Source organism: Actinomadura latina NBRC 106108, from assembly GCF_001552195.1.
Lineage (GTDB): Bacteria > Actinomycetota > Actinomycetes > Streptosporangiales > Streptosporangiaceae > Spirillospora > Spirillospora latina.
On sequence record NZ_BCQS01000012.1, the window covers coordinates 354,959 to 380,047 of the forward strand.

Here is a 25,089-nt window from a genome sequence, read left to right on the forward strand (position 1 = left end):
CGACGTGACGACCATCGTCGGCCGCTATGAACTGGACCCCGTCCACATCGGCAAGGGCGGGATGGGCGAGGTCTGGGGCGCCACCGACATCCGGCTCCGGCGCCGCGTCGCGGTCAAGTTCGTCCGGTTCGGCGACGACCCGGAGCTGGTCAGGCGGTTCGTCCGGGAATCGCAGCTCACCGCACGCATGGGCCATCCGGGCGTGCCCGTCCTGTACGACGCGGACAGGGTCACGGGCGGCCCGTTCGACGGGCGCCTCTACCTGGTCATGGAGCTGGTCGACGGCATCAACGTCGACGACCTCGTCGCCGAGCACGACCCGCTCCCGGTCGGCTGGGCCGCCGCGATCGCCGCGCAGGTCTGCGCCGTCCTCAACTACGCGCACGCGAAGTCGTTCGTCCACCGTGACCTGAAGCCCAGCAACCTGATGGTCGACAAGGACGGTGCGGTCAAGGTCCTCGACTTCGGGCTGGCCGTCGCCCTGGACGCCGACGAGCGGTCCCGCCTCACCAGCACCGACCAGCTGCTCGGCACGCTCGCGTACATGGCGCCGGAGCAGTTCCGCGGGCAGTACAGCCCGTCCAGCGACCTGTACGCACTCGGCTGCGTGCTGTACCAGATGCTCAGCGGCAGGGGCCCGTTCCAGGGGCCCGACCATGTCTCGCTGATGCACGCCCACATCTACGAGGAGGCGGTTCCGCTCCGCCGGCTGCGCGCCGACGTCCCGCCCGACCTCGAGAACCTTGTGCTGCGGCTGCTGGCGAAGGCCCCCGAGGCGCGTCCCGCGTCCGCCGACGAGGTGTTCGACGTGCTGCACCCGCACACGGCGGGCCTGCGCGAACTGCCCGGGGCGGTGCGGGCCGGGCGCAGCGCGCTCCGCATGTACGCGGACATCGCCGGCCGGACGCTCACCAGCTACACCGATCCCGCGCCCACCGCGCCCACCGCGCCCACCGCGTCGCCGGCACCCGCGAACCCGCCGCCCGCGGACTCGTTCAGCCTCGGCGACGTGGCCCGCGCCAGGCGCAGCGCCGAACGGCTCATGCGCGAGTCCCGGTTCGACGAGGCGGCGCGCACGCTCGACCGGACGTCCGCACGGGCGGAGAGCGTCCTCGGCGGTGAGCACTCCGAGGTGATCGCGCTCCGCACCGAGCGCGCGGACGTCCTCTTCCAGGCCGGCGACTACGCCGCCGCGGCGTCCGCTTTCCACGCGCTCGCCGAGGGCGCGGCGCGCCGCGACGGCGCCGGCTCGGACACCGCCCTCGGCCTCCGCCTCAAGGAGGCCAACAGCCGCGCCCTCAGCGGCGAGATCGACCGCGCGTTGGCCCAGCTGAGGGACCTCATCGGCGACGAGGCCCGGCTCTTCGGCAAGGACGACGCCAGGGTTCTCGACCTGCGCCGCCAGCAGGCCCTCCTCATGCACGGCGCCGGCCGCACCGCAGCGGCCGTCCGCGTCCTGGAGGACCTGGGGGACGACCTGGCCCGCCTGCGCGGCCCGGACGACCGAATGCTCCGCACCGTCCGCGAAGCCCTGGCCCGCATCAAGTCCTAGCGGGCTACCAAGGCCCGCAGCCGGAATGAAGCGAAGAGAGCTCGTGATCCCGGGCGGCGCCGCGGACCTACTGCGCCTGCTGGGCGAGATGGTCGTTGGTGGGCAGGTGAGGTGCTCTGCGGCGGTGGGTCAGTTGGGAGCGGTTGTGGTGTGGGGGAGGGCGACTGTGGAGAGGACGTGCTGGGCGGGGCTGCCTGCCGGGGCGTAGAGGAGCAGGGGGTGGCCGGGGGCGGCGGTGCGGGCGTTGGCCTCGTGGAGGACGGCTACGCCGGCGCTGGCGAGGTGGGTGACGCCGGTCAGGTCGACGGTGAGGGGCTGGGTGCCGCCGCGGGTGCGGAGCTGGAGTTCCTCGCGCAGCTGGGCGGCGGTCGCGGAGTCGACGGGGCCGTCCACCCGGATCTGCGGGGCGCCGGGGGAGGGCTGGTCCAGGATCAGCAGGAGGCCGGGGGATTCCGGCGGGGCGGTGGGCGATGCCGGGGGGACGTGGGCGGAGGTCAGCAGGCGGGTGGGGCGGGACAGGCGGTGCCGGACGGACGCGGTCGTTCCCGACGGTCCCGTTTCGATGGTCAGCTCGTCGACGAAGTCGCTGGCCATGGCGAGGCCGCGGCCGCGGTCGGTCTCGCGGCGGTGTTCGAGCCAGCGGCCTTGGTCGCGGACCTCGATCTCGACCATGCCGCGGCTCGTGGAGTGCCCCCGCACCCGCACGCCGCCGGGGGACGTGCCGTAGGCGTGCTCGACGGCGTTGGTGACGAGTTCCCCGACGCCGTGCCGCAGCAGGACGACGTCCTCCGCGCGGGCGCCCAGGTCGTACAGCCACTCGTCCAGGGCCTTGCGGGCGGCCGGGATCGCGGCCGGGTCGGCCCGCAGATCCAGCAGGAGTGGCGGTGGCAGGGCGGTCCGCTGCGCGGCCAGCAGGGTGATGTCGTCGGTGTGCCCGGCCGTCCGGACGAGCAGTTCGAGCGTCTGCGTGGTCAGCCGGTCGACGGCGGTGAGCCAGTCCTCGCGGAGCGCGCGGTCGGCGGCGATGTCGGTGGTGACCTCGGCGAGTTCGACGGTGCTGGCCCGCAGGTCCCGGCCGGGCCGCTCGATGATGCCGTCGCTGTAGAGGAGCAGGTGGTCGCCGACGCCGAGCCGGTCGGCGGCGAGGGGGAAGCCCGACCCGGTGCCGAGCGGGCCGCCGCCGGACGCGGGCAGGTAGCGGGCATGGCCGCCGGACGGGATCAGCAGCGGCGGCGGATGCCCGGCCGTGCAGTACGTGACCCGCCCGTCGGCGGGGTCGACGGCGGCGACGCACACCGTCGCGGCGCGTGCCGCGGGCAGCCGGCCGGCGAGCCGGTCGACGGCGGTGAGCGCCTCGACGATGTCGCCGGCGTGGTCGAGGCGGTCGTGCAGGACGGCGCGGAGCTGGCCCATCGCCGCCGACGCGGCGACGCCGTGCCCGACGACGTCCCCGATGACGAGGGCGGCGCGGCCGTCCGGCAGCGGGACCGCGTCGAACCAGTCGCCGCCGGCGGAGCCCTCGGTCCCGGCGAGCAGGTAGCTGCCGCCGACGCCGAGGCCGGGCAGGACCGGCAGGCTCGGCGGCAGCAGCTGCCGCTGCAGGACGTCGATGACGTCGCGGACCTCCGCGTACCGCTCCTCCGCCTCGGCGGCGCGCCGCTGCGCGGCCTGCCGGTCCCGCACCCGCCCGGTGACGTCCTGGACGATCGCGACGAGCCCCGTCACAGTGCCGTCCGGGGACCGGCGGGGCACGATGACGCAGTCGACGTAGATGTCCTCGGGGATCAGGTCCTCGCCGTGGGAGAGCTGGATGCGCCACTCGTTGATCAGTTCTGGCGCGCCGGTGGCGAAGGGACGGTCCAGCGCGCCGACGAGCTGCTGCCCGATGGCCCCGGGCAGGAGGTCGCGGACGTCGCGCCCGATGAGCTCGTCGTGGCGCAGCAGCCCCCGGAAGGCGGCGTTCGCCGCGACCACCGTGTGGTTGGGGCCGTCCAGGCCGACGACCGCGGCGGGGACCGCCTCGAACACCTGCCGTACCGTCCGGGCGTCGCCGACCAGCCGGCGGAGCCCCTCCTCGTCGTCCTCACCAGGGCCGTGCATGAATGACCTCCATGCCATCGCCGCCGTGCGTCCGTTCTTTCCGTTTCGTCCGGATCCATACACGGCACCGGCGGCGTATCGGGACGATTCGACCTGTGGCTCGGGTGATGCCGTCCACGGCCCGCCCGAAACCGAGAGGGAGGAAATTCCCCGGTGGGCCTAGGCCGATCGGACGTAGTCGTCTGGTCCCCTTGCCCGACGCGGGCGAACCCGGGCGGACGGCAGCATGGCTGACATGACCGCAACCGACCTCACCGGCCAGGACGCGGCGCGGCCGGCCGGGAGGACGCCGGGCTGGGCCGCGCTGCTCGCCGCGTCCATCGGCCAGTTCCTCGTCGTCCTGGACGTCTCCGTCGTCAACGTCGCCCTGCCCCACATGCGCGAGGGCCTCGGGCTCGGCACCACCGGCCTGCAATGGGTCGTCAACGCCTACTCGCTGACGTTCGCCGGGTTCCTGCTCCTCGGCGGCCGCGCCGCCGACCTCTACGGGCGCAAGCGCGTCTTCCTGACGGGCCTCGGGCTGGTCGTCGTCGCCAGCCTCGCGGGCGGGTTCGCGCAGGACGGCGCCATGCTGATCGGCGCCCGCGCCGTGCAGGGGCTCGGCGCCGCGATCCTCGCGCCCGTCACGCTGTCGCTGGTGACCGCGACGTTCCCGGCCGGGCCGGCGCGGACGAAGGCGATCGCCACGTGGACGGCCGTCGGCACCGCCGGCGGCGCGACCGGCGGCCTCGTCGGCGGGCTGCTGACCGACTACCTCGGCTGGCGCTGGGTCCTGCTGATCAACGTCCCGGTCGGCGTCGGCGTCGCCGTGGTCGCCGCCCGCCGGCTGCGGGACGACCGCCACCCGGAGGGGCGCGCCCGGCTCGACGTGCCCGGCGCCGTCCTCGTCACCGCCGGCGTGGGGCTGCTCGCCTTCGGCATCGGGCAGACCCAGGACCACGGCTGGACGTCCCTGATCCCGCTCGCCGCCGGGCTCGCCCTGCTCGGCCTGTTCGTCGGCGTCGAGGCCCGGACGCGGCATCCGCTCGTCCCGTTGCGGCTGTTCCGCCTGCGCAGCGTGGCGGTGGGCAACATCGCCACACTCGTCCTGATGACGGCCGGTTTCGCGCTCTGGTACTTCCTGTCGCTCTACATGCAGAACGTCCTGCACTACAGCGCCGTCCGGACCGGGCTGTCGTTCCTCCCGCACACCGTCGGCATCATCCTCGGCTCAAGGCTCGCGCCCGCCCTCATGGCCCGCATGGACGCGCGCATCCTCGCCGGCGCCGGGGGTCTGCTGGCCGCCGCCGGGTTCGCCTGGCAGAGCGCCGTGCTGGACGCCGGCGGAACGTTCCTCGGCTCCATCCTCGGACCGGGCGCGACCATGGCCCTCGGCTTCGGCCTCCTGATGACGCCGCTGGTGGAGGCGTCCACGAGCGGCGCGGACGACTCCGAGGCGGGCACCGTCGCGGGCGTCGTCAACACGTCCCGCGTGATCGGCGGGGCGATCGGCCTCACCGTCCTCGGCACGGCCGCCGCCGCGAGCTCCGACCTCGCGGACGGCTACGCCACGGCGTTCCTCGTCGCCGCCGCCATCACCGCCGCCGGGACGGCCCTCGTCGCGTTCCTGCCCCGCCCGCGCCGCCAGGACGAGGCGGACGCGAAAACCTGACGCGCCGCCGCTCACGACCTCCCGCCGGGCCTCGCGAATCGGAGCCGGAGCGTGATGACGCCGAGCAGGTCGTCGTGGACGGTGATACGCGCGTTCTCCCCGGCCGCCGCCGGAATGCGGCCCGTCACCGTCCGGGTGGCATCGACCCAGCCGGAGAGCCTGCATTGGAAGCAGGCGCGCTCGTCCGTGCGGCGGCCGTCGCACGCCTCGCACCGGATGGCCGACCCGCGCCAGCGTCCCCGCCCCTCGCAGTGGCCGCACGGAAGCAGGATGCGGCCGACCCCGTCGCATTGGGGACAAAGCTCGCGATCGGGGACGGTGAACGGGTGGGAGACCGTGCCCTGCGACGCCGCGTCCGGGGAGACGTGGACGTCGATGTCGTCCAGCAGGCCCCTCGTCACGGAGCCGAGCCCGCGGTCGTACCCGGCCCGGCGGCGCGGGTCGCCGATCCGCCGGTAGGCGGCCTTCAACCTGCCAGGGACGGGCCTGCCCGCCGCCCGCACCAGCTGCCGGTACCGCTCGGAGATCTGCGCGCCGGACGCGTCGGGGGCGATCCCCAGCACCTCGTAGCAGGTCCGGACGGCGGCCGGCGGCGGCGGGGCCGCGCGGTCGTACTCGCGGCGGAGCCGGGGATTACCGAGCACCTCGCCGGCCTGGTGGACGAGGCGGAACCGCTCGGCGGCCGCGGGATCGCCGGGGTTCGCGTCCGGGTGGGCGTCGCGGAGCCGCGCGCGGCGGGCGGCCTTGATCTCCTCCGCGGACGCGTCCCGCCGCACACCGAGAACGGCGTAGTAGTCGCACTCAGGCGAATTCACGACGCGACAACTTCGGGCCGCCGCGCGGCCTGACGAGTGGCCGAGTGGGAGAGGCGGCGGCCGAGGCGTTGGGAGGGGGCCTCTATCCAGCGTTGCGATGCCCAGCTGGCGGCGATCAGGGCCAGCAGGAAGAGGGCCAGGCCCACGGCGTCCTCGCGTCCGGAGGCGCCGAGGAACTGCGCCGCGACCATGAGCAGCAGCGGGTGCAGGAGGTAGAGGGAGAAGCTGATGGTGCCGAGGCCGGTGGCCCAGGCGGGGAAGCGGCGGTGCCGCAGGCGCCACGCGACCGCGAAGGTCAGGGCGGCCGACACGACCGCGCCGCACCAGACCAGCTGGGCGTTGGGGCCGTAGGGGGCGGCGTGCCAGATCCCGGCGGCGAGGGCGCCCGCGAGGACGACGCCGCCCGCCGCCGCGCCCGCCCGCCAGGTGATCTGGCCCCGCTCGGCGCGGTGGACGGCGGTGCCCGCGAACATCGTCGCGAGCATGATGAGGCTCTCCCACGCGCTGACGCGGCCGTTCACCGAGACGAGCACGAGGGCGAGGAGGCCGCCGAGGAGCCCGCCGGCGATCCGGGCCGCGGGGCGCCGGGACACCGCCGCCGCGATCGCCACCAGCAGGGCGGCGACGGTCACCGCGACGACCGGGCCGGTCCCGGCCGTCCGGGAGAGCAGGGCGGCGGGCGCGTGGTCGCCGGTCAGCAGGCCGGTCGCCGTGAGGGTGACCGCGACGAGCGCGACGACCGTGAGGACGACGGCGGCCGGCGCGGACCCGCGGTGCCCGCCCGCCACGAACAGCGCGACGATCAGCAGGTAGAAGGCCATCTCGTAGGACAGCGTCCACAGCACGTTCATCGCGTTGGGGACGTTCAGCAGGTCCTGCAGCATCGTCATGTGCGCCAGGACGGCGGTCGCGGGGGAGTACTGCTCCAGCCCGGCGCGCAGCCCGAGCACGCCCAGCAGGAACGGCAGGATCGCGAGCAGGCACGTCACGGCGAACAGCGGGTAGATGCGGAAGAAGCGGCCGATCCAGAACCCGCGCACGCTGCCGCGCCGCTCCAGCGACGCGGGGACGATGTAGCCGCTGACGAGGAAGAAGACGAGCACGCCGAACAGGCCGGGATCGAACCAGTCGGTCAGCCAGACCCGTAGTGAGGGGAGGTACACGTAGCTCGCGTGGTGCAGCGCCACCGCCAGTGCCGCCCCGCCCCGCAGCGCGTCGAGCCACCCGAGTCTGGACGGAGCGGAGGAAACCCCCGAAGCGGCAACCATTCCGACAGACTAGTCGCTCAATCCCCAGGTACCTCACAAAACCCCAAGGGTTCCCTAAAGCGCCTATTTGCCGTGAAATAGGTAGGGATGGTTGCCGCCGCGTCGCCTTGAGGGCGCCGAATGGGAGGGTTCATGCCCGCGATCACGCACCGCTCGACCAAGGAACCGGCGATCAGGTCGCGCTTCCTTTCGCACGGCACACTCAAGATCACCGATGTGGCGGCCACCCGCCGTTTCTACGAGGAGGTCTTAGGGCTCGAAGTCGTCCAGCCGATGATGGCGGCGCTCTACATCCGGCTCGGCGGCGACCACACGTACGTGTGCGTGGAGTCCAAGCCGGACCGTCCCGACATGCCGCTCCTCTACCACAACGGCCTCGACGTCGGCAGCGACGACGAGGTCGACGAGGCGTACCACCGGATCGCGGAGGTCGCCGGCGAGTACGGCGTCAGGGAGCTGAACAAGCCCGTCCGCCAGCACGGCGTCTACTCGTTCTACCTCAAGGACCTCGACGGCAACTGGTGGGAGATCGGGCACCTGCCGCCGCGCGGCTACCGGTTCCGGTTCACCGACTCCCGCAACGACCTCACCGGACGGACCGACCTCACCCCGGCGGAGGCCAAGGACGTGTTCCTCAACCCGGTGGTCGACGTGGACTGATCGCGGGGCACGATGGGCGCATGACGACACTGCCACTGAGCCCGGACGAGCTGCTGACCACGACCCGCACCGTGCGCAAGCGCCTCGATCTCGACCGTCCCGTGCCCCTCGAACTCGTCCGCGAATGCCTGGAGATCGCCCTGCAGGCGCCGAGCGGCAGCAACCGGCAGGGCTGGCAGTGGATCGTCGTGACCGACCCCGCGCAGCGGGCGGCGATCGGCGAGCACTACCGGCGCGCGTTCGCCGCCTACGCCGGCTCGAAGCAGTCGGCCGCCGCCCTCTACGAGGACGACCCGGACCGCGCCGAGGTCCAGCGCCGCGTCGGCGACAGCGCCGCCTACCTGGGCGAGCGCATGGGCGACGTGCCGGTCCTGGTGATCCCGTGCCTGCGGGTGGAGGGCGGGAAGCTGCCGGGCGGCAACCAGGCCGGCCTCTGGGGTTCGCTCCTGCCCGCCGCCTGGAACTACGCGCTCGCCGCGCGCGCCCGCGGGCTCGGCACCGCCTGGACGTCCCTGCACCTGGTGTATGAGCGGGAGGTCGCGGAGGTGCTCGGCCTCCCCGAGGACGTCCGGCAGGGCGCGCTGCTCCCGACCGCCTACTACACCGGCGAGACGTTCCGCCCCGCCCCGCGCGTCCCGCTGGACGAGGTACTCCACCTCGACCGGTGGTGACGGCACTCCCCTAGAGCCCGCGTGCCACGGCGCGCGGGCTCTGCCGTATCCGCTTATTGGCGGATCGCCAATAGCCTATTGCCACCCCGCCAATAAGTGTTCTAGTGTGCCGTTGCACCGGGGGCCCCGCGTGAGCCACGTCTTCGCGCCAGACGCACGCGGGGCCCGCCGGCCCCCTCGCCCCGACGAGCCCGTCTCCCGAAACGGAAGTGGTGCCTCCTTGTCCGCCATCCAACTCCCGCGCCGCGTGCACGGCCTGCTCGGCGAGGTCGGCGAGCTGTTCGTCATCGCGCTGGAGGCCGTCCGCCGGACCTGGGACGTCCGGACCTGGGCGTGGGAGTTCGCCGAGCAGGCGTGGTTCCTCGCCCGGGTGACGAGCATCCCGGTGATCCTCGTGTCGCTGCCGCTCGGCGCGACGGTCGCGCTCCAGGTCGGGCAGCTCGCGGCGCAGCTCGGAGCCCAGTCCGCGACCGGCGGCGCGGTCGTCGTCGGGCTGGTCCGCGAGGTCGCGCCGATCGCCGCCGCGCTGATCATCGCGGGCGCGGGCGGGTCGGCGATGACCGCCGACATGGGCGCCCGCCGCATCCGGGACGAGCTGTCGGCGATGGAGGCGATGGCGGTCAACCCGGTGCACCGGCTCGTCACGCCCCGGCTGTGGGCGGCGAGCCTCGTCTCGACGCTGCTCGCCTCGCTGGTCATCGTCGCGGGCGCGGCCGGCGGGTTCGTGTTCAACGTGCTGCTGCAGGACGTAACGCCGGGCGCCTACTTCGACGGCGCCGTGTCCCTGCTGCAGACGTCCGACCTGGTCGTGACGCTGCTGAAGTCCTGGCTGTTCGGCGTGATCGCGGCCGTGGTCGCCTGCTACATGGGGATGAGCTGCGCGGCGAGCCCGGTCGGCGTCGGACGCGCCGTCAATCGCGCGATCGTCGTCGCGTTCATGCTGGTGTTCGCCCTCAACTACGTGATCACGACGGTGTACTTCGTCGCGTTCCCGCCGAGGATCTGATGGCGAGCCTGCCGGTGATGGAGAGGATCGCGCCGCGCGCCGCCCGCGCCGGGTCGGCGGCGCTGCGGCGGTCCGGGGACCTCGCCCAGTGGCCGGTGTTCGTCTACCGGATCCTGCTGTACTCGGTGCGCGACCTGGTCCTGCGCCGCAAGTACACCAAGACCGTCGCCCGGCACGTGTCGGACGTGGTGGTGGGCGTCGGCGCAAGCGTCGTCGGCGGCGGCATGATCTTCGTGATCTTCACGATGGCGTTCTTCGTCGGCACCGAGGTCGGCCTGCAGGGCTACACCGGGCTCCAGTCGATCGGCGCGCAGTCGTTCATGGGCCTGGTCGGGTCGTTCGCGAACGTCCGCGAGATCACCCCCGTGATCGCCGCGGTGGCGCTCGCCGCGCAGTGCGGGTCGGCGTTCACCGCCGAACTCGGCGCGATGCGCATCTCCGAGGAGATCGACGCCCTGGAGGTCATGGGCATCGGGTCGTTCGCCTACCTGGTGTGCACCCGGGTCGTCGCGGCGCTGGTCGCGCTCGTGCCGCTCTACCTGATCGCGCTGTTCGCCAGCTTCTTCGCGACCCGGCTGATCAGCACCGGCTTCTTCGACCTCGCGCCCGGCGTCTACGACTACTACTTCCGGCTCTACCTGCCGACCATCGACCTCGTCTACAGCGCGGTCAAGGTCGCGGTGTTCGCCTTCGCGGTGATCACCATCCACTGCTACTACGGCTACTACGCGACCGGCGGACCGGCCGGGGTGGGCCGCGCGGCGGGCCGCGCGATCCGGCTGTCCATCATCGTGATCGTCGCCCTGAACCTGCTGCTGTCCTACGTGTTCTGGGGCAACGGCGCGACCGTGAGGCTCACCGGATGATCGACGAGGAGATCCCGCTGCCCCGCCGGCTGCTGATCAGCGCGGTGACGCTGGCCGCCGTCGCGGGGCTGCTGTACGTGCTGGCCGCCCGGCCGGGACGCGACCCCGGGACGGTGCTGACCGCCGAGTTCGGCCGCGCCGGGCAGGGCCTCGGCTCCGGCACGCCCGTGAAGATCCGCGGCGTGACGGTCGGCTCGGTGGCCGGCGTGGAGCTGACCGGCGGCGGCCGGGCGCGGGTGAGCCTGCGCCTGGACCCGGGGACGCGGGTCCCCGACACCGTCACCGCGTCCGTCGAGCCCGCGTCGGCGTTCGGCCCGAAGTTCGTTGACCTCGTCCCCGGCGCGCACGGCGAGACCGGCCCCTACCTGGCGCCGGGCGCGCGGATCACGCGCACGTCCGACCCGCGCGACCTGTCCGACCTGCTCGCCCGCGCCGACGCCGGGCTCGGCGCCGTGGACGCCGAGGAGGTCGGCACGATCGTGCACACGGTCGCGACCGGCCTCGAAGGGCAGGGCGCGCGGCTGCGCGAGACCATCGACCAGACCGGCATCCTGCTGAACGTCGCCTACCGGAACCGCGCGAATGCCCGCACGTTCATCGGCGACACCGCCGACCTGTCCGGCGCCGTGTCCGACAAGGGCGACGAGATCGTGGCGATCTCCCAGGACACCAACGCGATCATCGGCACGGCGGCGCGCGGCCGCGGCCGGCTGGCCGGGTTCGCCGGCGGGCTGTCGGACGTGTCGCTGCTCGTCGCGCACGGGTTCGACAGGCGCGGCGGTCAGCTCGGCGAGATGTTCCGGTCCTCCGAGCGCACCGCGCTCATCATCTACGCGCAGCTCGGGCTGGTCGGCGACGCCGTCCGGACCGGGAACAGGCTGCTGCCCCTCTACGGGGAGCTGACCTCGCTGAAGGGGCCGGGCGGAAAGAACTACCTCCGCTCCCAGGGCTACCTGCCGACCGATCCGTGCGGGCTGCTGATCGGGCTGTGCGGTCCCGGCGGCACCCCGGGCGCTCCTCAGCAGGGAGGACGGTGACATGGCGTCCACCCTTTCGCGGCAAGCCCGCATCGGCCTCGTCGTCCGGCTCGCCACGTTCGTGACCGTCACCGGCGTCCTCACGACGGTCATCGGGATGCAGATCGCCCGCGTCGACACCTCGGGCGGCCGGCACGTGTCGGCCACCTTCGACGACGCCAGCGGCCTGCGGAAGGGCGACCAGGTGAAGATCGCCGGGGCGCCCGTCGGCCGCGTGGACGAGGTGAGGGTCGTGGACGGCAGGGCCCGCGTCGACTTCACCGTCCGCCGCGCGGTGACCGTCCCCGCCGACAGCGAGGCCGCGATCCGCTGGCGCGACGCCATGGGCCGCCGCGTCGTCTACCTGCTGCCCGGCAGGAGCACGGCGAAGATGAAGGACGGCGCGCACATCACGAAGACCCGTTCGGCCGTCGACGGCAGCGCGCTGCTCGACCAGCTCGGGCCGCTCGTCCGCAGCCTGGACCCCAGGCAGGTCAACACCGTGCTCGTGTCACTCTCGCAGGCGCTCGACGGCAACGCCGGCAACCTCGACCGGCTGATCGCCGACATCGACACGCTGTCCGCCACGATCGCGAAGCGGCGCACGATGCTGCGGCAGATGCTGGCCGACTACGCGACCGTCACCGGCATCATCGCCCGCCGCGACAAGCAGATCGGCTCCGCCGTGGACGACCTCGTCAGCCTCAGCGACGCGTTCACCGGCAACCGGAGGCTGATCGACGGCACGCTCGTCCAGCTCGCGGCCCTCGCCCGCACCTCGGACTCGCTCCTCGCGGGCAACGAGCGCGAGCTGAGCCAGGTCGTCGACAGGCTGTCCGCGTTCGCGGGCGGGGTGGGCCGCAACAGCGGCGCGCTCCTGGACGTCCTGCGGTCGGTGACGCCGAAGCTCCAGCACATTTTCGCCGCCGTCGACAACGGGCAGTTCGTGGAGGCCGCGATGCCGTGCATCACGCTCGCCGCGCCGCCTTGCCCGTACCCGACGCGGCTGCCCGGCCCCCGCGAGGGCGCCGGCGGCGTCGACACGCCCAAAGAGCTGGAGAACCTGATGGTCGGGGGCACGCGATGGGGATGAGATCCTTCCGCGACCGCAACAAGATCGCGGTCGGGCTGGTGTCGGCGGGCACCCTCGCCGCGCTGGTCCTGTCGGTGTACCTGGTCGGGACGCGCGGGCTGCTCAAGGACCGCTACACCGTCACCGGCACCTTCGCCGCGACCGGCGGGCTGCGGGCGGGCGACGAGGTGCGGGTCGCCGGGGTGCGGGTCGGGGACGTCGCCTCCGTCCGGCCCGACCACCGGCACGGGTACGTGGTCGTCACCTGGAAGGTCGACGGCGGGGTGGACCTCGGCCCGGACACCCGCGCCGAGATCAAGGTCGCGAACGTGCTGGGCGGGCGCTACCTGCGGCTGTCCGGCCCGGTCGCCGCCCCGCACCTGGCCGGCCTGCCCGCGGACCGGCGCCGCATCCCGCTCGACCGCACCCAGGTGCCGACGACGATCAACGACGTGCTGGACGCGTCCACCCGCACGGTGTCCAAGCTCGACACCAGGGCCATCAACAAGATCGTGTCCGAGCTGAACGGCATCGGCGCGGACGACCGGGGCCGGCTCGGCCGCGCGCTCACCAACCTGGCGGGCCTCGCCGAGACGGCCGACGAGGCGGACCCGCAGATCAGGAAGCTGCTCGACGGCGGCGACCGCGTCCTCAAGCTCGCGCACGCCAAGGACGCGGAACTGTCCCGGCTGCTCACCAACGTCCAGGCCATGCTGGACGAGCTGCGCACGCGCCGCACCGAGCTGGCCGCGTTCCTCGGCAGCGGCAACCGGGCGGTGGAGAGCCTCACCCAGCTCATCGACGACCGGCAGGCGAAGCTGCTGACGCTCGTCGCCGACCTGCGCGGCACCCTCGGCACCCTCCGGCCGGCGACCGGCGACTTCAACTCCCTGCTCGCCTGGGCCGGGCCCACGCTCTCCGGCCTCTCCGGGACGGGCGGGAAGGGGCCGTGGCTGGAGGTCGTCGCCACCGGGCTCGGCCCGCTGTCGCCGAAGGACCTCGCCGAACTCGCCCGCGTCGCACCGGAGGAGGCCCGCCGATGAGACGTCCGGCCGCGGCGGTCACCGTGCTCGCGCTGACCGCGACGCTCGGCGGCTGCGGCATCGCCGCCGAGCCCACCTACCCGATGACCGTGTACTTCGCGAAGGCGCCGTCGCTCTACGAGCAGTCGCGGGTGAAGGTGATGGGCGCCGACGCGGGGACGATCACGTCCATCAAGGACGAGAGGAACCGCGTCCGGGTGGACATCGAGGTCAAACGGTCCATTCCCGTCCCGGCGGGGGTGCACGCGGCCATCGACTCGTCCGACGCGCTCGGCGAACGGTTCGTCAGCCTGCACCCGGTGTGGAGGCCCGGGATGCCGAAGGCCGCGGCCGGCGCCGTCGTCCCGCCGGAGCGGACCGAGCTGCCGGTGGAGATCGACGACGCGCTCGCCGCGTTCGCGCGGCTCAACGACTCGATCGACGCGGGCGCGCTCGGGCCCGCGATCCACCGCGCCGCCGAGTCCGTCCGCGGACGCGGCACGGGCGTCAACGACGCCCTGCGCAACACGTCCGAGCTGACCGGCGACCTCGCCGCGCAGGACCGGAAGATCGCGTCGCTGGCGAAGGGCCTGCACAGCCTGGCCGCCGACCTCAACGGGCGCGACCGGCAGCTGTCCGGCCTGCTGGACTCCTTCGCCACGACCAGCCGGACCCTCGCCGAGGAGCGCACGAAGCTGCGCGACTTCGTCGCCGGGCTCGCGGCGGCGATCCGCAAGAGCGACGTGCTGATCACCGCCTACCGGGAGCAGTTGCCGTCCACGGTCGCGGACCTGTCCAACATCGTGCTGAGCCTCAAGGGGAACGTCGCCGGGCTCACCCAGGCCATCGACAGCCTCGGCCGGTTCGCGGACGTCGCCGTCCAGGCGTGGGACCGCCGCAACCACGTCGCCACCATCCGCATCGTCGTCCACACCACCGTGCGGGCCTGGCTCCAGCCGCTGTTCACCGCGATGGGCTGGGGGACCGTCCCGTGCGTCAAGGACGCCCCGGCGCTCGCCGACTGCCAGCCACCACCGGGAGGACGAGGATGAGACCGTTCGTGACCCTCGCCCTCGTCTGCGTCCTGGGCGTGGCGGCCGGGGGCTGCTCGCTGCAGACGGTCGGCGCCCCGCGCGGCGACACGACCCTGCACGCCGTGTTCGACGACGTGCAGAGCCTCGTCGTCGGGCACAGCGTCCAGGTCGCCGACATCCGCGTCGGCACCGTCACCGGCATCAGGCTGGACGGCTACCGCGCCCGCGTCACCATGTCGCTCCGCGAACGCGTCCCCACCGGGACCACGGCGACGATCGCGAAGTCGTCGCTGCTCGGCGAGAACTACGTGCGGCTCGACCTGCCCGCCGGCGCCCGCCTCGACAGCGGCCCGTTCCTGGCGTCCGGCGCCACCATCGGACGGACGTCCGTGCAGCCCGACCTCGAGCAGATCAGCGAGAAGGCCGGCCCGCTGCTCGCCGCCCTCGGCGGGCAGGACGTCGCCACCATCGGCGCCGAGTCCGCGACCGCGCTCGGCGGCAAGGGGCGGCAGCTCAACACGCTGATCGCCCGCGCCGCGGACGTCGGCGACCAGTACGCCGCCGCCAGCACCGACCTGGGCCGCGCCCTCGACTCCCTCGGGCGGCTCGGACGCTCGCTGAGCAAGGGCTCCGAGGACCTCGACCGGCTGCCCGGCACCGTGGAACTCGCCACCCGGCGGCTCCAGGACGACCGGGACGAACTCAAGCGCACCATCCAGGCGCTGCTCAAGCTCGCCTCCTCGGTCAACGCCAAGGTGCAGCAACGCCACGCCAAGCGGCTCGCCGTCCTGCTGAAACGCGCGGACGAACTCCTCGCCGCCGCGCTGCGCGGGCGGGACGAGCTGAAGACCCTCGCCGGGACGGTCCTGAACTTCCTGAACGGCCCCTCGGTGTCGTCCAGCGGGCAGGCCCTCCTGTTCCTCTGGATCAAGGGCTTCCTCCCGCATCCCGGCGCCGCCGCGACCGCCGCGACCGGCGCGACCGGCAAGCGAGCGAACCTCCAAGGACTGCTGGGGCCGCGCCCATGAGGTATTCCCGCGTCGCCGTCAACCTCGTGTTCTTCGCCGTGCTCGGCGTCGTCCTCGCGATCTGGGCGGTCCGCAGCGTCATCCACATCGAGGCGCTCGAACGGCCTTTCACCGTCACCGCCGACTTCGCGTCCTCGCCCGGCCTGCACGGCGACCTGGAGGTCACCCACCGGGGCGTCCGCGTCGGCGAGGTCGGCACGGTGAGGCTGCGCGGCGACCACGTCGCCGTCAGCCTCAACCTCGACCGGGACGCGCGCATCCCGGCCGACGTGGGGGCGCGCGTGCTGCGCAAGTCGGCGATCGGCGAGCCGTACATCGACCTGACGCCGGCGGCGTCCAGCACGTCCCGGACGCTGGAGGCCGGCGACCACATCCCGCTCGCCCGCACCGCCGGGACGACCGACTACAAGCAGCTGTTCGACGGCCTCAGCCGCACCCTCGACGCCGTCGACCCGCGCGACACCCGGACCCTCGTCCACGAGCTGGCCACCGGCCTCGCAGGGCGCGGCGACGACCTGCACGACATGATCTCCGACGCCCACCGGCTGACCGGCACCCTCGCCGCCGACGCGGGGACCCTGGACGCGCTGTCCCGAGAACTGACCCGCCTCACCGCGACGCTCACCGCCCACCGCGGCGACATCAGGTCCGGCGTCAACGACCTCGCGCTGCTCACCGCGTCGCTGCGGCAGTCGAACCGCGACCTCGACAGCGTCCTGGCCTCCGGCCCCGGCGCCATGGAGAACCTGCACGGCCTCCTCCAGGACGCGCGCCCCGGCCTCGACTGCCTCCTCGCCGCCGCCGCGACGCCCACCGACCCGCTGATGACGCCGGCCAACCTGAAGAAGATCAACCACGTCCTGCGGCTCGTCCCGACCCTCCAGGCGCTCGTCGCGGACGTCACCGCGACGGACGCGAGCGGCAAGTACCTGCGCGTCACCCCGGTCATCACGCTCTCGGGCGCCAAGGCGGCGACCGAGTACACGTCCCCGGTGCCGAAGCCCGAGACCCCGAACCTCTCGTTCTGCAAGGTCTCCGGCAACCAGCAGGCCGCGAAGGCCGCCACAAAGGTGAAGCCCACGCCGCCGCCCGGCGCCGACTCACCCGCCGGCACGTCACCGGACGGCGACCTGCGTCCGGTGAAGGCCGATGGGGAACGTCCGGTCTCCCGCTGGCTGCCCCTCCTGCCACCCGTTCTCGGCGGCCTCATCGTCGTCCTCGCCGTCCTCAACTCCCTCCGCGTCGCCCTGCGCCGCCGTTCCCGATAGCCCTTGGAGACCCAGTGAGCAAGACCGACGCCCCCGCGAAGGACGCCCCCAAGGCCGAAGCCCCCACGGACGACGACCCGGCCACGACTGCTCCGGAAGACCCAACGGCAGAGGCGGAGCCGAAGGCCGATGACAAGCCGAAGGCCGACGAGGCCGAGGGGCGGGCTTGGCGGGGGGTGCCGGTCAAGACGTGGCTCGTCCGAGCCACGGTGGCGGTGGCGCTCGTCGGGTCGGCGGTCACGGCGGGGCTCCAGTGGCACCAGGCCGGCCAGGCCGGGCAGCGCGACCGGGAACGGCAGGAGGTCAGGGCCAGTGCCGCCGAGTTCGGGCGGGCGCTGCTCAGCTACGACCACACCAAGCTGCAGGACGCCCGGCACCGCGTCCTCGCGCTGGCGTCCGACGACTTCGCCAAGACCTACGACGAGGCGTTCACCGGCGGGCTTGAGGGGGTCATCACCAAGCTGAAGGCGGACGCGACGGCGGACGTCCAGGCCGTGTACCTGGAGAAGGTCGAGGACGGGACGGCGAAGGCCGTCGTCGTCATGGACTCCGAGGTGCACAGCACGGCCGGAACCCGGCGGGTGCGCGGGTCGTACCTCGACATGAGGCTCGTCCGGCGGGGCGGCGCGTGGAAGGTCACCGACGTGACGTCGGTCGGCGCGGCGAACGAGAGCATGACCGACCCGGAGGGCAAGCAGCAGAAGCCCGGGGAGGACGTCCCGGCCCCCGAGAAGAGCCCTTGATCCGCGGGGATGGGACGGGGCCGGCGCCGCGAGCGGGGGAGCAGCGCCGGCCCCGGGATCAGGGAACTCAGTTCAGGCCGTCGTCGAGGGCCTTCGTCGGGACGCCCGGGTCGCCGGACATCTCCCAGATCATGGCGCCGAGCAGGTTCTTGCTCCGCAGCCATGCGGTCTTCTTCTGGATGGACCAGGCGTCGTCGAAACTCCACCACTGGCCGTTGCCGCTGGTGTAGCAGGACGTCGCGACCGCCGTTCGCGGACTGCCATTCGCCGCCCTTGCCGCCGTCCGCCACGTTCTGCCACCCGCGCCCGTAGTAGGCGAGGCCGATGGTCAGCTTGCGCGGGTGGACCCCGGCGTCGAGATACGGCTGGACGGCGTTCTCCACGCTGAAGTGGAACGAGTACGGGTCGTCGGCGTCGGCGTAGAGGTTGCCCTGGTGGCCCGTCCGGTTGGGCTCCCAGGAGTTGTCGCTGCCCGCGCCGTGGAATCTGCAGGAACATCACGTCGGTGCCGTTGAACCCGGCTCCGCCGCGGGCCGCGGCGGGGGCGGGGCCACCGGGCGAGGATCCGCCCGTGGCCCCGCACTGCACGACCAGCAGCAGCCCGCACGCCGCGAGCAGCACCAACGCGCCGTACGCCGACATGCTGCGCCTCATGGTGTCCCGATCAGGCCGGTTGCCAGAGCGCGGGCGTGTTCGGGGGTTCCCAGCCGGCGATCGCCGTGTGCGCCTGGCGGCACGTGTAGGTCGTGCCGTTGTAGGTGACCCGGTCGCCGGTGGCGTAGGCCGTCCCGGCCTGCCAGGTGCCGCTCGGCTGCTCGGTCGGGGTCGGGGTCGGCGTGGGAGTCTCGGTCGGGGTGGGCGTCGGCGTCGGGGTCGGGGTGTCGGTCGGGGTGGGCGTGGGTGTCGGGGTCGGGGTGCCGGAGCCGCCGAAGTCGATGTCCGAGCAGGTGTAGAACGCCTCCTCGCTGCCCACGACCCGCTGCCAGATCGAGTACAGGATGTGGCGGCCCGTCCGGGGCGGGATGTCGAGCGTCCACTTGGTGAACGTCGTCGGGTACTGGTGGGTGAACGACGCCAGCGGGACGAGGTCGGACCAGCGCAGCGGCTGCGTCGGGTCCCAGCCCTCGCGGGTGATGTAGAACTCGAAGTCGCTGTTCGAGTGCGGCGCGGTCGCGTGGTAGATGATCGTCTGCCGACCGGGCTCCATGCGGGTGGCGGGCCAGTCGGCGCGCTGCAGGTCCAGGCCCCGGTACTTGGCGCGTCCGGCGCTGCACAGCTGGCCGTCCGGGACGATCTCCCGGCTGTGGCCGCCCGCGTTGAGCAGCGACACCTCGTTCCAGTCGTAGAACGCCTGGGTGCCGCTGGCCGCGACCGCCGCCTTGCAGGCGTCCGACTGCGGGGTCTCCGGGCCTTCCTCGAAGCAGGTGTAGACGCGGCTCGGCGGGTCGGACATCGTGCCGTGCGCGCTGGCGGCGGTCGCGGTGCCGAGCACAACCAGCGCGGACGCGGCCGGCACGGTCACCGCCACCGCGGCGGCCTTCGAGCGGATGGATCTCATGTGTCTCTTCCTCCGGTGGGGTGGGGGTACCGGGACGTGCCGGCTAGGGGAGGCCGTTCAGGAAGGGCTCGTGGCTGTCCATGAACTCCCAGCCGTAGTAGCGGTCCCAGTTGATCGACCACGTCATGAGCCCGCGCAGGTCCGGGGACGTCCCGCCGCGCAGCGTGTAACCGCCGCAGCCGGTGCCCTTCACCAGGCACGTGACCGCCTGCTGCACCTGGGCGGGCGGCGTGTACCCGTTGCCCGCGCTGACCGCCGCGGGCACGCCGATGCCGATCTGGTCGGGACGCAGCCCGGGGAACGTGCGACCGGTGTTCGCGACCGGGAACCCGGCCTTCACCATGTCGGTCATCGCGATGTGGAAATCGGCGCCGCCCATGGTGTGGTACTGGCCGTCCAGGCCCATTACGGGACCGGAGTTGTAGTCCTGGACGTGCAGGACGGTCAGGTCGTCCCGCACCGCGTCGATGACGGGGAGGTAGGCGCCGGTCCGATTGTCGCCGGCGCTCGAACCGCCGTAGAACTGGTGCCCGACCTGCACGAAGAACGTCTCCGGCGCCATCGTCAGGACGAACTTCGCGCCGTACTTCGCCTTCAGCGACTTCAGCGCCGAGATCAGGTTCACGATGACCGGGGTGGTCGGGTCGCGGAAGTCGGTGTCACCCGCGTCGAGGTAGAGGGAGTGGCCCTCGAAGTCGACGTCCAGGCCGTCCAGCCCGTACCGGTCGATGATCGCGGAGACCGAGCGGACGAACGCGTCCCGCGCGGCCGCCGTCGTGAGCTGCACCTGCCCGTTCTGACCGCCGATCGAGATCAGCACCTTCTTGCCCTGCGCCTGCTTCGCGCGGATCGCGGCGATGAACTCGTCGTCGCTCTCCACGTTCGGGCATTCGGCGACCGGGCAGCGGGTGAACCGGATGTCACCGGACGTGGGCGACGTCGGCTCGCCGAACGCGAGGTCGATGATGTCCCACGCGTCGGGGACGTCCGCCATGCGCACGTAACCGGAGCCGTTGGCGAAGCTGGCGTGCAGGTAGCCGATGAGAGCGTGCTTCGGGAGGCCGGTGTCGACGCAGCCGGACGTCCGTCCGCTGACGGGCGACGACCTGGACGACTCGCCGGCGTCGTTGTAGGCGGCGACCGTGTAGGTGTGCGAGCTGCACTTCGCGAGGTTGGAAACGGTGGCGCTCGTCCCGGTCACGGTGGCCTTGACGGTGTCGTTCTCGTAGACGCGGTAGCCGGTGACCGTCCCCGATGGCTGGCCCCAGCTCAGGGTGATCGAGGTGTCGGTGACGGCGCCGAGCCGGGGTGCCGCGGGCGTACCGGGCACTCCGGGCTCCGGGTCGCCGCCGGGATCGCCGGGACTGCCGGGGCCGTCCAGGACGACGTCGTCCGCGTAGTACGTCCCGTTGCCGTACCAGCCGTGCAGGAAGATCTGCGCGGACGTCTGGTCGGCGCCGGTCGTGAACGTGACCGACAGCTTGGTGAAGTCGGTGGCGGACGGCGTCCAGGTGGACGATCCGCCGGTCGCACCGAGGTACACGTAGTTGCCGCGCACCCAGGCTTCGAGCGTGTAGGCGGTGTTCGGCTGCACCGTCACGGTCTGCGTGCACTGGCCGGTGCTGCCCGCCGTGACACCGCCCGCGAGCGCGTGGCTCCCCGTCCTCGCCGGGCCGGCCACGACCGAGCCGCCGTCGCAGGCCCACGGGCTCAGCGAACCGCTCTCGAAACCGGCGTTGGCCAGGATGTTCGCCGCCTGCGCCGGGGCGGTGACCCCGACCAGCATCCCGGCGACCAGCGCCGCCAGGACCCAGATCTTCCTCATGTCCGTCCTCCTACGGCAGCGTGTCGAGGTGCGGGCCGACGGTGCTCGCGAAGCCGCCGCCGTTGGTGACGTCCCAGTTGATGGACCACGTCATCGCGCCGCGGATGTCGGGATACGTGCGGGACGGCTTAAACGTCCCGCACCCGGTGCCCTTCGCGAGGCAGTCGAGCGCGTTGTCGACCACCGACGGCGCCACGACGCCGCCGCCCGCCGCGCCCGGACCGGCCGGCAGGCCCAGCGCCACCTGGTCGGGACGCAGGCCGCCCTCCAGTTGGATGCAGGCCAGCGCGGTCATGAAGTCGACCGTCCCCTGCCCGTACACCTTCTGGTCGCAGCCGAGCATCGCGCCCGAGTTGTAGTACTGCATGTCGACGCCGTCGAACCCGTACTCGGTCATCAGCCCGTAGACGGAGTCCGCGAAGAGTTGCGCGGAGGTTCCGTCCGAGACCCGGATGGCGCCCCTCTCACCGCCGACCGACAGGATGACCTTCTTGCCCCTGGCCTGGAGCGCCGCGATGTCCGACGTGAACTGGGCGTCGGTGTAGCCGCCGAGCGCGGTCGACAGTTCGGGGTCGACCCGGAAGGCGACCTCGCCGGGACGGGTCGTCGACTCCCCGAACGCGACGGCGATGAGGTCGTAATCGTCCGGCACCTGGGAGAGCTTGAGTTCCTGCGCCGGGTTCACGAAGTCGTGCCAGTAGCCGGTCAGGAAGTGCCGGGGGAGCGGCCCGGTCGCGCATCCGCTGGTCGTCGCGGTGGCGGCGTCGCTGGCGGCCGACTCGCCGTCGGCGTCGTACGCCTTGACCGTGTAGGTGTGCGTCTCGCACTTCGCGAGCCCGCCGATGGTGGCCGTGGTGCCGGTGACGGTCGCCTTGACGGCCGAGCCCTCGTAGACGCGGTATCCGGACGGCGTCCCGGCGGCGGGCTCCCACTTCAGGGTCAGCGAGGTGTCGGTGCGTCCGGTGACGGTGGGGGTGCCCGGTGCGCCGAGCCCGCCCGGATCGGTGGGGCCGCCGGTGCAGGGTTCACCGTTGAACGTGCAGTTCTGCGGACTTCCCGGACCGTTCCCGAGGAAGCCGAACGTGACCGAGCCGCCCGCCGGGATGGCGGCGTTGTAGCCGCGGTCGGCGAACGTGTTGTGCCGGCCGTCCTTGGTGAGCAGGGCGTCCCAGTAGGACCCGACGGACGTCCCGGCCGGGAGGTCGAACTCGACCCGCCATCCGTTGATCGCGGTGGAGGTCCCGTTGGTGAGGGTGAACCGTCCCTCCCAGCCCGAGCCCCAGTCGGAGGGCTTGGTGAACGCCGCGGACGCGCCCGCGGCGGCATGCGCGGTGGCCGGGACGAGCAGGGCGAGGAGCAGGACGGCGAGGAGGCTGAGAACAGAGCGGGGGCGCAAGGGCTGACTCCCTCGGTTCGAAGCTGGCGGATTCCCCCGAACCCCGATCGACCGCATTTGACAGTAAAGTTTCCTATCTATTTGCGAGCAAGATAACCAGCGCCCGTGACCTGGGCAACCCCCTGTGTGCGGGCCTCCGGCAACCACCGCAGCTTGGGCACCGAACCAGCACGGGCCCGGGACGAAAATCGGCATGAAACGCCGTGAAAACGCGACTTCTCCAGCAAGAGTTGCCAGTCAGCCGGTGCGCGCCCCGCTACCGCCGGCCCCACCCACGTTGACCGGCGCCGCACTAGCGGTCGATGACGGCCCGGATCGTGGACTCGGCGGCCTGATCCGCGGGTCCGGCCTCGGGAACGGCGCCGTTCCATTTCTCGGCGAAGGCGTCCGCGTTCTCGCGGAACGATCGCCTCATGGCGGGGCCGGACAGCACCCCGGCGAGCGCTACCAGGTGACGCGCCCACGCATGGCCTTCGACTGTGGCGGCGACGTTCACCGTCCATTCCCCGCCGTCGTCCGCGACCCGCTCGACCGTCAGGGCCGCTTCGCCCACCGGGTGCTCGGCGGTTCCGGTGAGCGGGGAGCCCGCACTCCACCAGCGCTCGAGATCCGCCTCGGCCGCGGCGGTGACGGACGTGAAGCCCTCGAACTCGCCGGCGAACCCGGCGCGGACAGTGCCGACCTTCCGGGCGCTGTCGATCTCGATCCACCCCGTCTGCACGTCGTCCGGGCTGCTGACCTCGATGCGGTTCGGCCCGTCGAACTCCCACGCGGCGACGTGCACATCGACCGGCTCGACCTCGTCCTCGGGCGTGAAGGCGATGCGATAACTCGTACCCGGCCTGATGTGCTCACCCCTGAGGAGCCGCACACTGAAAGCACCCTCGGTGTCCTTGACGAGCCGGTGCCTGCGGAAAGGCAACCCCTCAATCTCCCGATGAAGGGCCGCCACATACGTTTCGACCCACTCGCGAGACACGGCTTTGAGGGTTATCCGGTGCTCGAAACTGAGACGCTCTTGCATACCGCGTTTCGCCATGCCGGGCACTTCCGCATTCCAAGCGGCCACGGTCTTGGTGAAGCCCTCGTCCAGCGTGCGACGGATGCGGCCACGCATGTAGGCGAGCCCCACCGCCGCCACCGGACGCAAGAGAGAACGCCCACCGAAGCGCGCGGCAGTCCGGACGGACCAGCGCCCGCGCCTGTCCTTGCCCCGCGAGATCCGCAGATCGGCGAATGCGAACGGATGCACGACCCTCAGCGAGATGGGAGACGCCTTCGAACCGAGCGCGGACCACCACTGTTCGGCCCGGAACTCGGCTACCCATTTCGCGCGCCGCAGTCCCCGAAACGGCTTCGGCCCCTGGTAGTCGCCCGTGACGCGGACGGTATGGAGCCGTCGCCCGGCCATGCGCAGATCCACTTGCACATTGACCGTATGACCGCCGGCGTCGGTCGTGACCTCGATCCGCGACTCCCCGGCCCGATTCCAGGCCGGGACGTGCGCCTCGGCCACGAACCCGTCTTCCTCTACCCGGTAGCGCGCTCCCGCGGCGAGGTGCCGTCCCTCGACCAGCCGCACGTCATCGATGACCTCGTCCCCGAACTCGAACCCGCGCTCGCTGATGGGCGCCTCGTCCGCCGCATCGAGGATCGCGCGGACGACCTCGTCCAGCAGATCACGAGGAAACGGTTCAAGCTGGGCATCGCGCCGATAACGGGCCATGTCGACCATGATCCCTTACCTGCGACCAAGCGGCCAGTTCGTATCGCGACCTCATCCCGCCGAGGTGGTGAGCGGTCAGCGCTCCCGCATCACGTACCTGGCGCGCTCGACAGCGGCGGCGTCCGCGGCGCCGATCATGTCCAGCAGCCCATCGACGTCGGACGCGGACACCGAGACCTGGCGAACGGCATGCCAGACGCCATCGCCGTCGAGCGTGATCGTCCACTCCGGCCGGAAGAGATGCTGAAGCAGCAGCAGGGCGACCGGCTCGTTCAGCGCAGTTTCGCCCACGTGACCTTGCCGCCCTCGTTCAGCGGACGGACGCCCCACCCGTGGACGATCTGCGCCATCAGCAGGAGCCCCCGCCCCGATGTGGCCGCGTGATCCTCCGGCCGGACCCGCGGGCGTTCTTCGCCGGCGTCCCACACCTCCACGACCACCAGGCCGTCGCGCTCGTCACGAAACACTCGCACGACGATCTGCCCCTTCCCGTGCAGGTAGGCGTTGGTGACGAGCTCGCTGACCACGACCCGCCCCACGTAGTCGTCCGAGATCCCCCACTCGGCGAACCGCTCGGCGAGAAACCGCCGTGCCAGCCGAGGCGCCTGATCGTCGGGCTCAAGGACGAGTGTCGGAGCCTCGGGTGCGTGCGCTGCCGTCGCCATGTGTCTGACCTCCCTGAAACACCGCCCGAACTCGTGCGTTCACAGACTGGACCGAAAAGGCTACGTTCCGTAGGAAACTCGTGACACTCTGGGATGGTCCTGAACTCGACCGGCGTGCTGTCGAAGTTCGGTGAAGTCGTTGAACTC

The 25,089-nt window shown here is 72.4% G+C and carries 23 protein-coding genes and 1 pseudogene; 13 read left to right on the forward strand and 11 right to left on the reverse strand.

The window, feature by feature from the left end:
• Positions 1-4: 4 nt before the first annotated feature.
• Complete coding sequence (locus AL2_RS19355; protein ID WP_067635290.1) at positions 5-1,552, forward strand: serine/threonine-protein kinase; 1,548 nt, start codon at positions 5-7, stop codon at positions 1,550-1,552.
• Between the two features lie 129 nt (positions 1,553-1,681).
• Here AL2_RS19355 and AL2_RS19360 read toward each other — a convergent pair whose 3' ends face one another.
• Positions 1,682-3,652 (reverse strand): SpoIIE family protein phosphatase, encoded by a 1,971-nt coding sequence (locus AL2_RS19360; RefSeq protein ID WP_067635291.1) that lies wholly within the window; start codon positions 3,650-3,652, stop codon positions 1,682-1,684.
• A gap of 235 nt (positions 3,653-3,887) precedes the next feature.
• On the opposite strand from AL2_RS19360, the gene AL2_RS19365 reads away from it, so the two are divergent.
• A complete protein-coding gene (locus AL2_RS19365; protein WP_067635292.1) occupies positions 3,888-5,303 on the forward strand; it encodes an MFS transporter in 1,416 nt (471 codons plus the stop codon).
• Positions 5,304-5,314: 11 nt separating this feature from the next.
• Here the strand turns inward: AL2_RS19365 and AL2_RS19370 are convergent, their stop codons facing one another.
• Together AL2_RS19370 and AL2_RS19375 are read right to left on the reverse strand one after the other, a co-directional pair.
• Positions 5,315-6,118 (reverse strand): DnaJ domain-containing protein, encoded by an 804-nt coding sequence (locus AL2_RS19370; protein WP_168444537.1) that lies wholly within the window; start codon positions 6,116-6,118, stop codon positions 5,315-5,317.
• The gene (locus tag AL2_RS19375) at positions 6,115-7,386 is read right to left on the reverse strand and encodes an acyltransferase family protein (protein WP_067635294.1); all 1,272 of its coding nucleotides are present in this window, start codon (positions 7,384-7,386) and stop codon (positions 6,115-6,117) included. Before AL2_RS19375 ends, AL2_RS19370 begins: the two co-directional genes overlap by 4 nt.
• A 132-nt stretch (positions 7,387-7,518) precedes the next feature.
• Here AL2_RS19375 and AL2_RS19380 point away from each other — a divergent pair, with 132 nt between their 5' ends.
• The 11 genes from AL2_RS19380 (at position 7,519) to AL2_RS19430 (ending at position 17,772) form a co-directional block, all read left to right on the forward strand.
• Complete coding sequence (locus AL2_RS19380; RefSeq protein ID WP_168444536.1) at positions 7,519-8,046, forward strand: VOC family protein; 528 nt, start codon at positions 7,519-7,521, stop codon at positions 8,044-8,046.
• 20 nt (positions 8,047-8,066) lie between these two features.
• A complete protein-coding gene (locus tag AL2_RS19385; protein ID WP_067635296.1) occupies positions 8,067-8,717 on the forward strand; it encodes a nitroreductase family protein in 651 nt (216 codons plus the stop codon).
• A gap of 220 nt (positions 8,718-8,937) precedes the next feature.
• Complete coding sequence (locus AL2_RS19390; protein ID WP_089330653.1) at positions 8,938-9,723, forward strand: MlaE family ABC transporter permease; 786 nt, start codon at positions 8,938-8,940, stop codon at positions 9,721-9,723.
• Positions 9,723-10,589 carry an ABC transporter permease gene (locus AL2_RS19395; RefSeq protein WP_083946677.1) on the forward strand — a complete coding sequence of 289 codons (867 nt, stop codon included), beginning with the start codon at positions 9,723-9,725 and terminating at the stop codon, positions 10,587-10,589. Before AL2_RS19390 ends, AL2_RS19395 begins: the two co-directional genes overlap by 1 nt.
• Complete coding sequence (locus AL2_RS19400) at positions 10,586-11,626, forward strand: MlaD family protein (protein ID WP_067635297.1); 1,041 nt, start codon at positions 10,586-10,588, stop codon at positions 11,624-11,626. Before AL2_RS19395 ends, AL2_RS19400 begins: the two co-directional genes overlap by 4 nt.
• Before the next feature lies 1 nt (position 11,627).
• Positions 11,628-12,698, forward strand: coding sequence for an MCE family protein (locus AL2_RS19405; RefSeq protein ID WP_067635302.1), 1,071 nt, complete (start codon positions 11,628-11,630; stop codon positions 12,696-12,698).
• Positions 12,689-13,720: an MCE family protein gene (locus AL2_RS19410; protein ID WP_067635304.1), complete on the forward strand. Its 1,032-nt coding sequence runs from the start codon at positions 12,689-12,691 to the stop codon at positions 13,718-13,720. The genes AL2_RS19405 and AL2_RS19410 overlap by 10 nt, the downstream gene beginning before the upstream one ends.
• Positions 13,717-14,751 carry an MCE family protein gene (locus AL2_RS19415; RefSeq protein ID WP_067635306.1) on the forward strand — a complete coding sequence of 345 codons (1,035 nt, stop codon included), beginning with the start codon at positions 13,717-13,719 and terminating at the stop codon, positions 14,749-14,751. Before AL2_RS19410 ends, AL2_RS19415 begins: the two co-directional genes overlap by 4 nt.
• Entirely contained in the window at positions 14,748-15,761 is a 1,014-nt protein-coding gene (locus AL2_RS19420; protein ID WP_067635308.1) for an MlaD family protein, read from the forward strand. The genes AL2_RS19415 and AL2_RS19420 overlap by 4 nt, the downstream gene beginning before the upstream one ends.
• A complete protein-coding gene (locus AL2_RS19425; RefSeq protein ID WP_067635310.1) occupies positions 15,758-17,029 on the forward strand; it encodes an MCE family protein in 1,272 nt (423 codons plus the stop codon). Before AL2_RS19420 ends, AL2_RS19425 begins: the two co-directional genes overlap by 4 nt.
• A 14-nt stretch (positions 17,030-17,043) precedes the next feature.
• On the forward strand, positions 17,044-17,772 hold the full coding sequence (locus AL2_RS19430) for a hypothetical protein (protein WP_067635312.1): 729 nt from the start codon (positions 17,044-17,046) through the stop codon (positions 17,770-17,772).
• Between the two features lie 67 nt (positions 17,773-17,839).
• Here AL2_RS19430 and AL2_RS39780 read toward each other — a convergent pair whose 3' ends face one another.
• From AL2_RS39780 to AL2_RS19465, 8 genes and pseudogenes are all read right to left on the reverse strand, one after another.
• Positions 17,840-17,953, reverse strand: coding sequence for a hypothetical protein (locus tag AL2_RS39780; RefSeq protein ID WP_369688514.1), 114 nt, complete (start codon positions 17,951-17,953; stop codon positions 17,840-17,842).
• A 133-nt stretch (positions 17,954-18,086) separates the two neighbouring features.
• A pseudogene (locus tag AL2_RS39785) lies at positions 18,087-18,176 on the reverse strand (hypothetical protein); the annotation flags it as partial.
• Positions 18,177-18,436: 260 nt separating this feature from the next.
• Positions 18,437-19,330: a lytic polysaccharide monooxygenase auxiliary activity family 9 protein gene (locus AL2_RS19440; protein WP_067635315.1), complete on the reverse strand. Its 894-nt coding sequence runs from the start codon at positions 19,328-19,330 to the stop codon at positions 18,437-18,439.
• A gap of 43 nt (positions 19,331-19,373) precedes the next feature.
• Complete coding sequence (locus AL2_RS19445; RefSeq protein WP_067635316.1) at positions 19,374-21,155, reverse strand: chitinase; 1,782 nt, start codon at positions 21,153-21,155, stop codon at positions 19,374-19,376.
• A gap of 10 nt (positions 21,156-21,165) precedes the next feature.
• The gene (locus AL2_RS19450) at positions 21,166-22,551 is read right to left on the reverse strand and encodes a cellulose binding domain-containing protein (protein WP_067635317.1); all 1,386 of its coding nucleotides are present in this window, start codon (positions 22,549-22,551) and stop codon (positions 21,166-21,168) included.
• A gap of 292 nt (positions 22,552-22,843) precedes the next feature.
• Positions 22,844-24,286: a hypothetical protein gene (locus AL2_RS19455; RefSeq protein ID WP_067635319.1), complete on the reverse strand. Its 1,443-nt coding sequence runs from the start codon at positions 24,284-24,286 to the stop codon at positions 22,844-22,846.
• Positions 24,287-24,352: 66 nt separating this feature from the next.
• The gene (locus AL2_RS19460) at positions 24,353-24,568 is read right to left on the reverse strand and encodes a hypothetical protein (protein WP_067635321.1); all 216 of its coding nucleotides are present in this window, start codon (positions 24,566-24,568) and stop codon (positions 24,353-24,355) included.
• The gene (locus AL2_RS19465) at positions 24,550-24,942 is read right to left on the reverse strand and encodes an ATP-binding protein (protein ID WP_067635322.1); all 393 of its coding nucleotides are present in this window, start codon (positions 24,940-24,942) and stop codon (positions 24,550-24,552) included. The genes AL2_RS19460 and AL2_RS19465 overlap by 19 nt, the downstream gene beginning before the upstream one ends.
• Positions 24,943-25,089 lie beyond the last annotated feature (147 nt).

What these genes read in the sequence shown, in the direction of transcription:
- AL2_RS19410 (WP_067635304.1), top strand. Translation starts at nt 12,689, where the DNA reads ATGGGGATGAGATCCTTCCGCGACCGCAACAAGATCGCGGTCGGGCTG.
- AL2_RS19375 (WP_067635294.1), bottom strand. Translation starts at nt 7,386, where the DNA reads ATGGTTGCCGCTTCGGGGGTTTCCTCCGCTCCGTCCAGACTCGGGTGG.
- AL2_RS19405 (WP_067635302.1), top strand. Translation starts at nt 11,628, where the DNA reads ATGGCGTCCACCCTTTCGCGGCAAGCCCGCATCGGCCTCGTCGTCCGG.
- AL2_RS19425 (WP_067635310.1), top strand. Translation starts at nt 15,758, where the DNA reads ATGAGGTATTCCCGCGTCGCCGTCAACCTCGTGTTCTTCGCCGTGCTC.
- AL2_RS19415 (WP_067635306.1), top strand. Translation starts at nt 13,717, where the DNA reads ATGAGACGTCCGGCCGCGGCGGTCACCGTGCTCGCGCTGACCGCGACG.
- AL2_RS19400 (WP_067635297.1), top strand. Translation starts at nt 10,586, where the DNA reads ATGATCGACGAGGAGATCCCGCTGCCCCGCCGGCTGCTGATCAGCGCG.
- AL2_RS19465 (WP_067635322.1), bottom strand. Translation starts at nt 24,942, where the DNA reads ATGGCGACGGCAGCGCACGCACCCGAGGCTCCGACACTCGTCCTTGAG.
- AL2_RS19445 (WP_067635316.1), bottom strand. Translation starts at nt 21,155, where the DNA reads ATGAGGAAGATCTGGGTCCTGGCGGCGCTGGTCGCCGGGATGCTGGTC.
- AL2_RS19395 (WP_083946677.1), top strand. Translation starts at nt 9,723, where the DNA reads ATGGCGAGCCTGCCGGTGATGGAGAGGATCGCGCCGCGCGCCGCCCGC.
- AL2_RS19420 (WP_067635308.1), top strand. Translation starts at nt 14,748, where the DNA reads ATGAGACCGTTCGTGACCCTCGCCCTCGTCTGCGTCCTGGGCGTGGCG.
- AL2_RS19360 (WP_067635291.1), bottom strand. Translation starts at nt 3,652, where the DNA reads ATGCACGGCCCTGGTGAGGACGACGAGGAGGGGCTCCGCCGGCTGGTC.
- AL2_RS19455 (WP_067635319.1), bottom strand. Translation starts at nt 24,286, where the DNA reads ATGGTCGACATGGCCCGTTATCGGCGCGATGCCCAGCTTGAACCGTTT.
- AL2_RS19385 (WP_067635296.1), top strand. Translation starts at nt 8,067, where the DNA reads ATGACGACACTGCCACTGAGCCCGGACGAGCTGCTGACCACGACCCGC.
- AL2_RS19365 (WP_067635292.1), top strand. Translation starts at nt 3,888, where the DNA reads ATGACCGCAACCGACCTCACCGGCCAGGACGCGGCGCGGCCGGCCGGG.
- AL2_RS19440 (WP_067635315.1), bottom strand. Translation starts at nt 19,330, where the DNA reads ATGAGATCCATCCGCTCGAAGGCCGCCGCGGTGGCGGTGACCGTGCCG.
- AL2_RS19380 (WP_168444536.1), top strand. Translation starts at nt 7,519, where the DNA reads ATGCCCGCGATCACGCACCGCTCGACCAAGGAACCGGCGATCAGGTCG.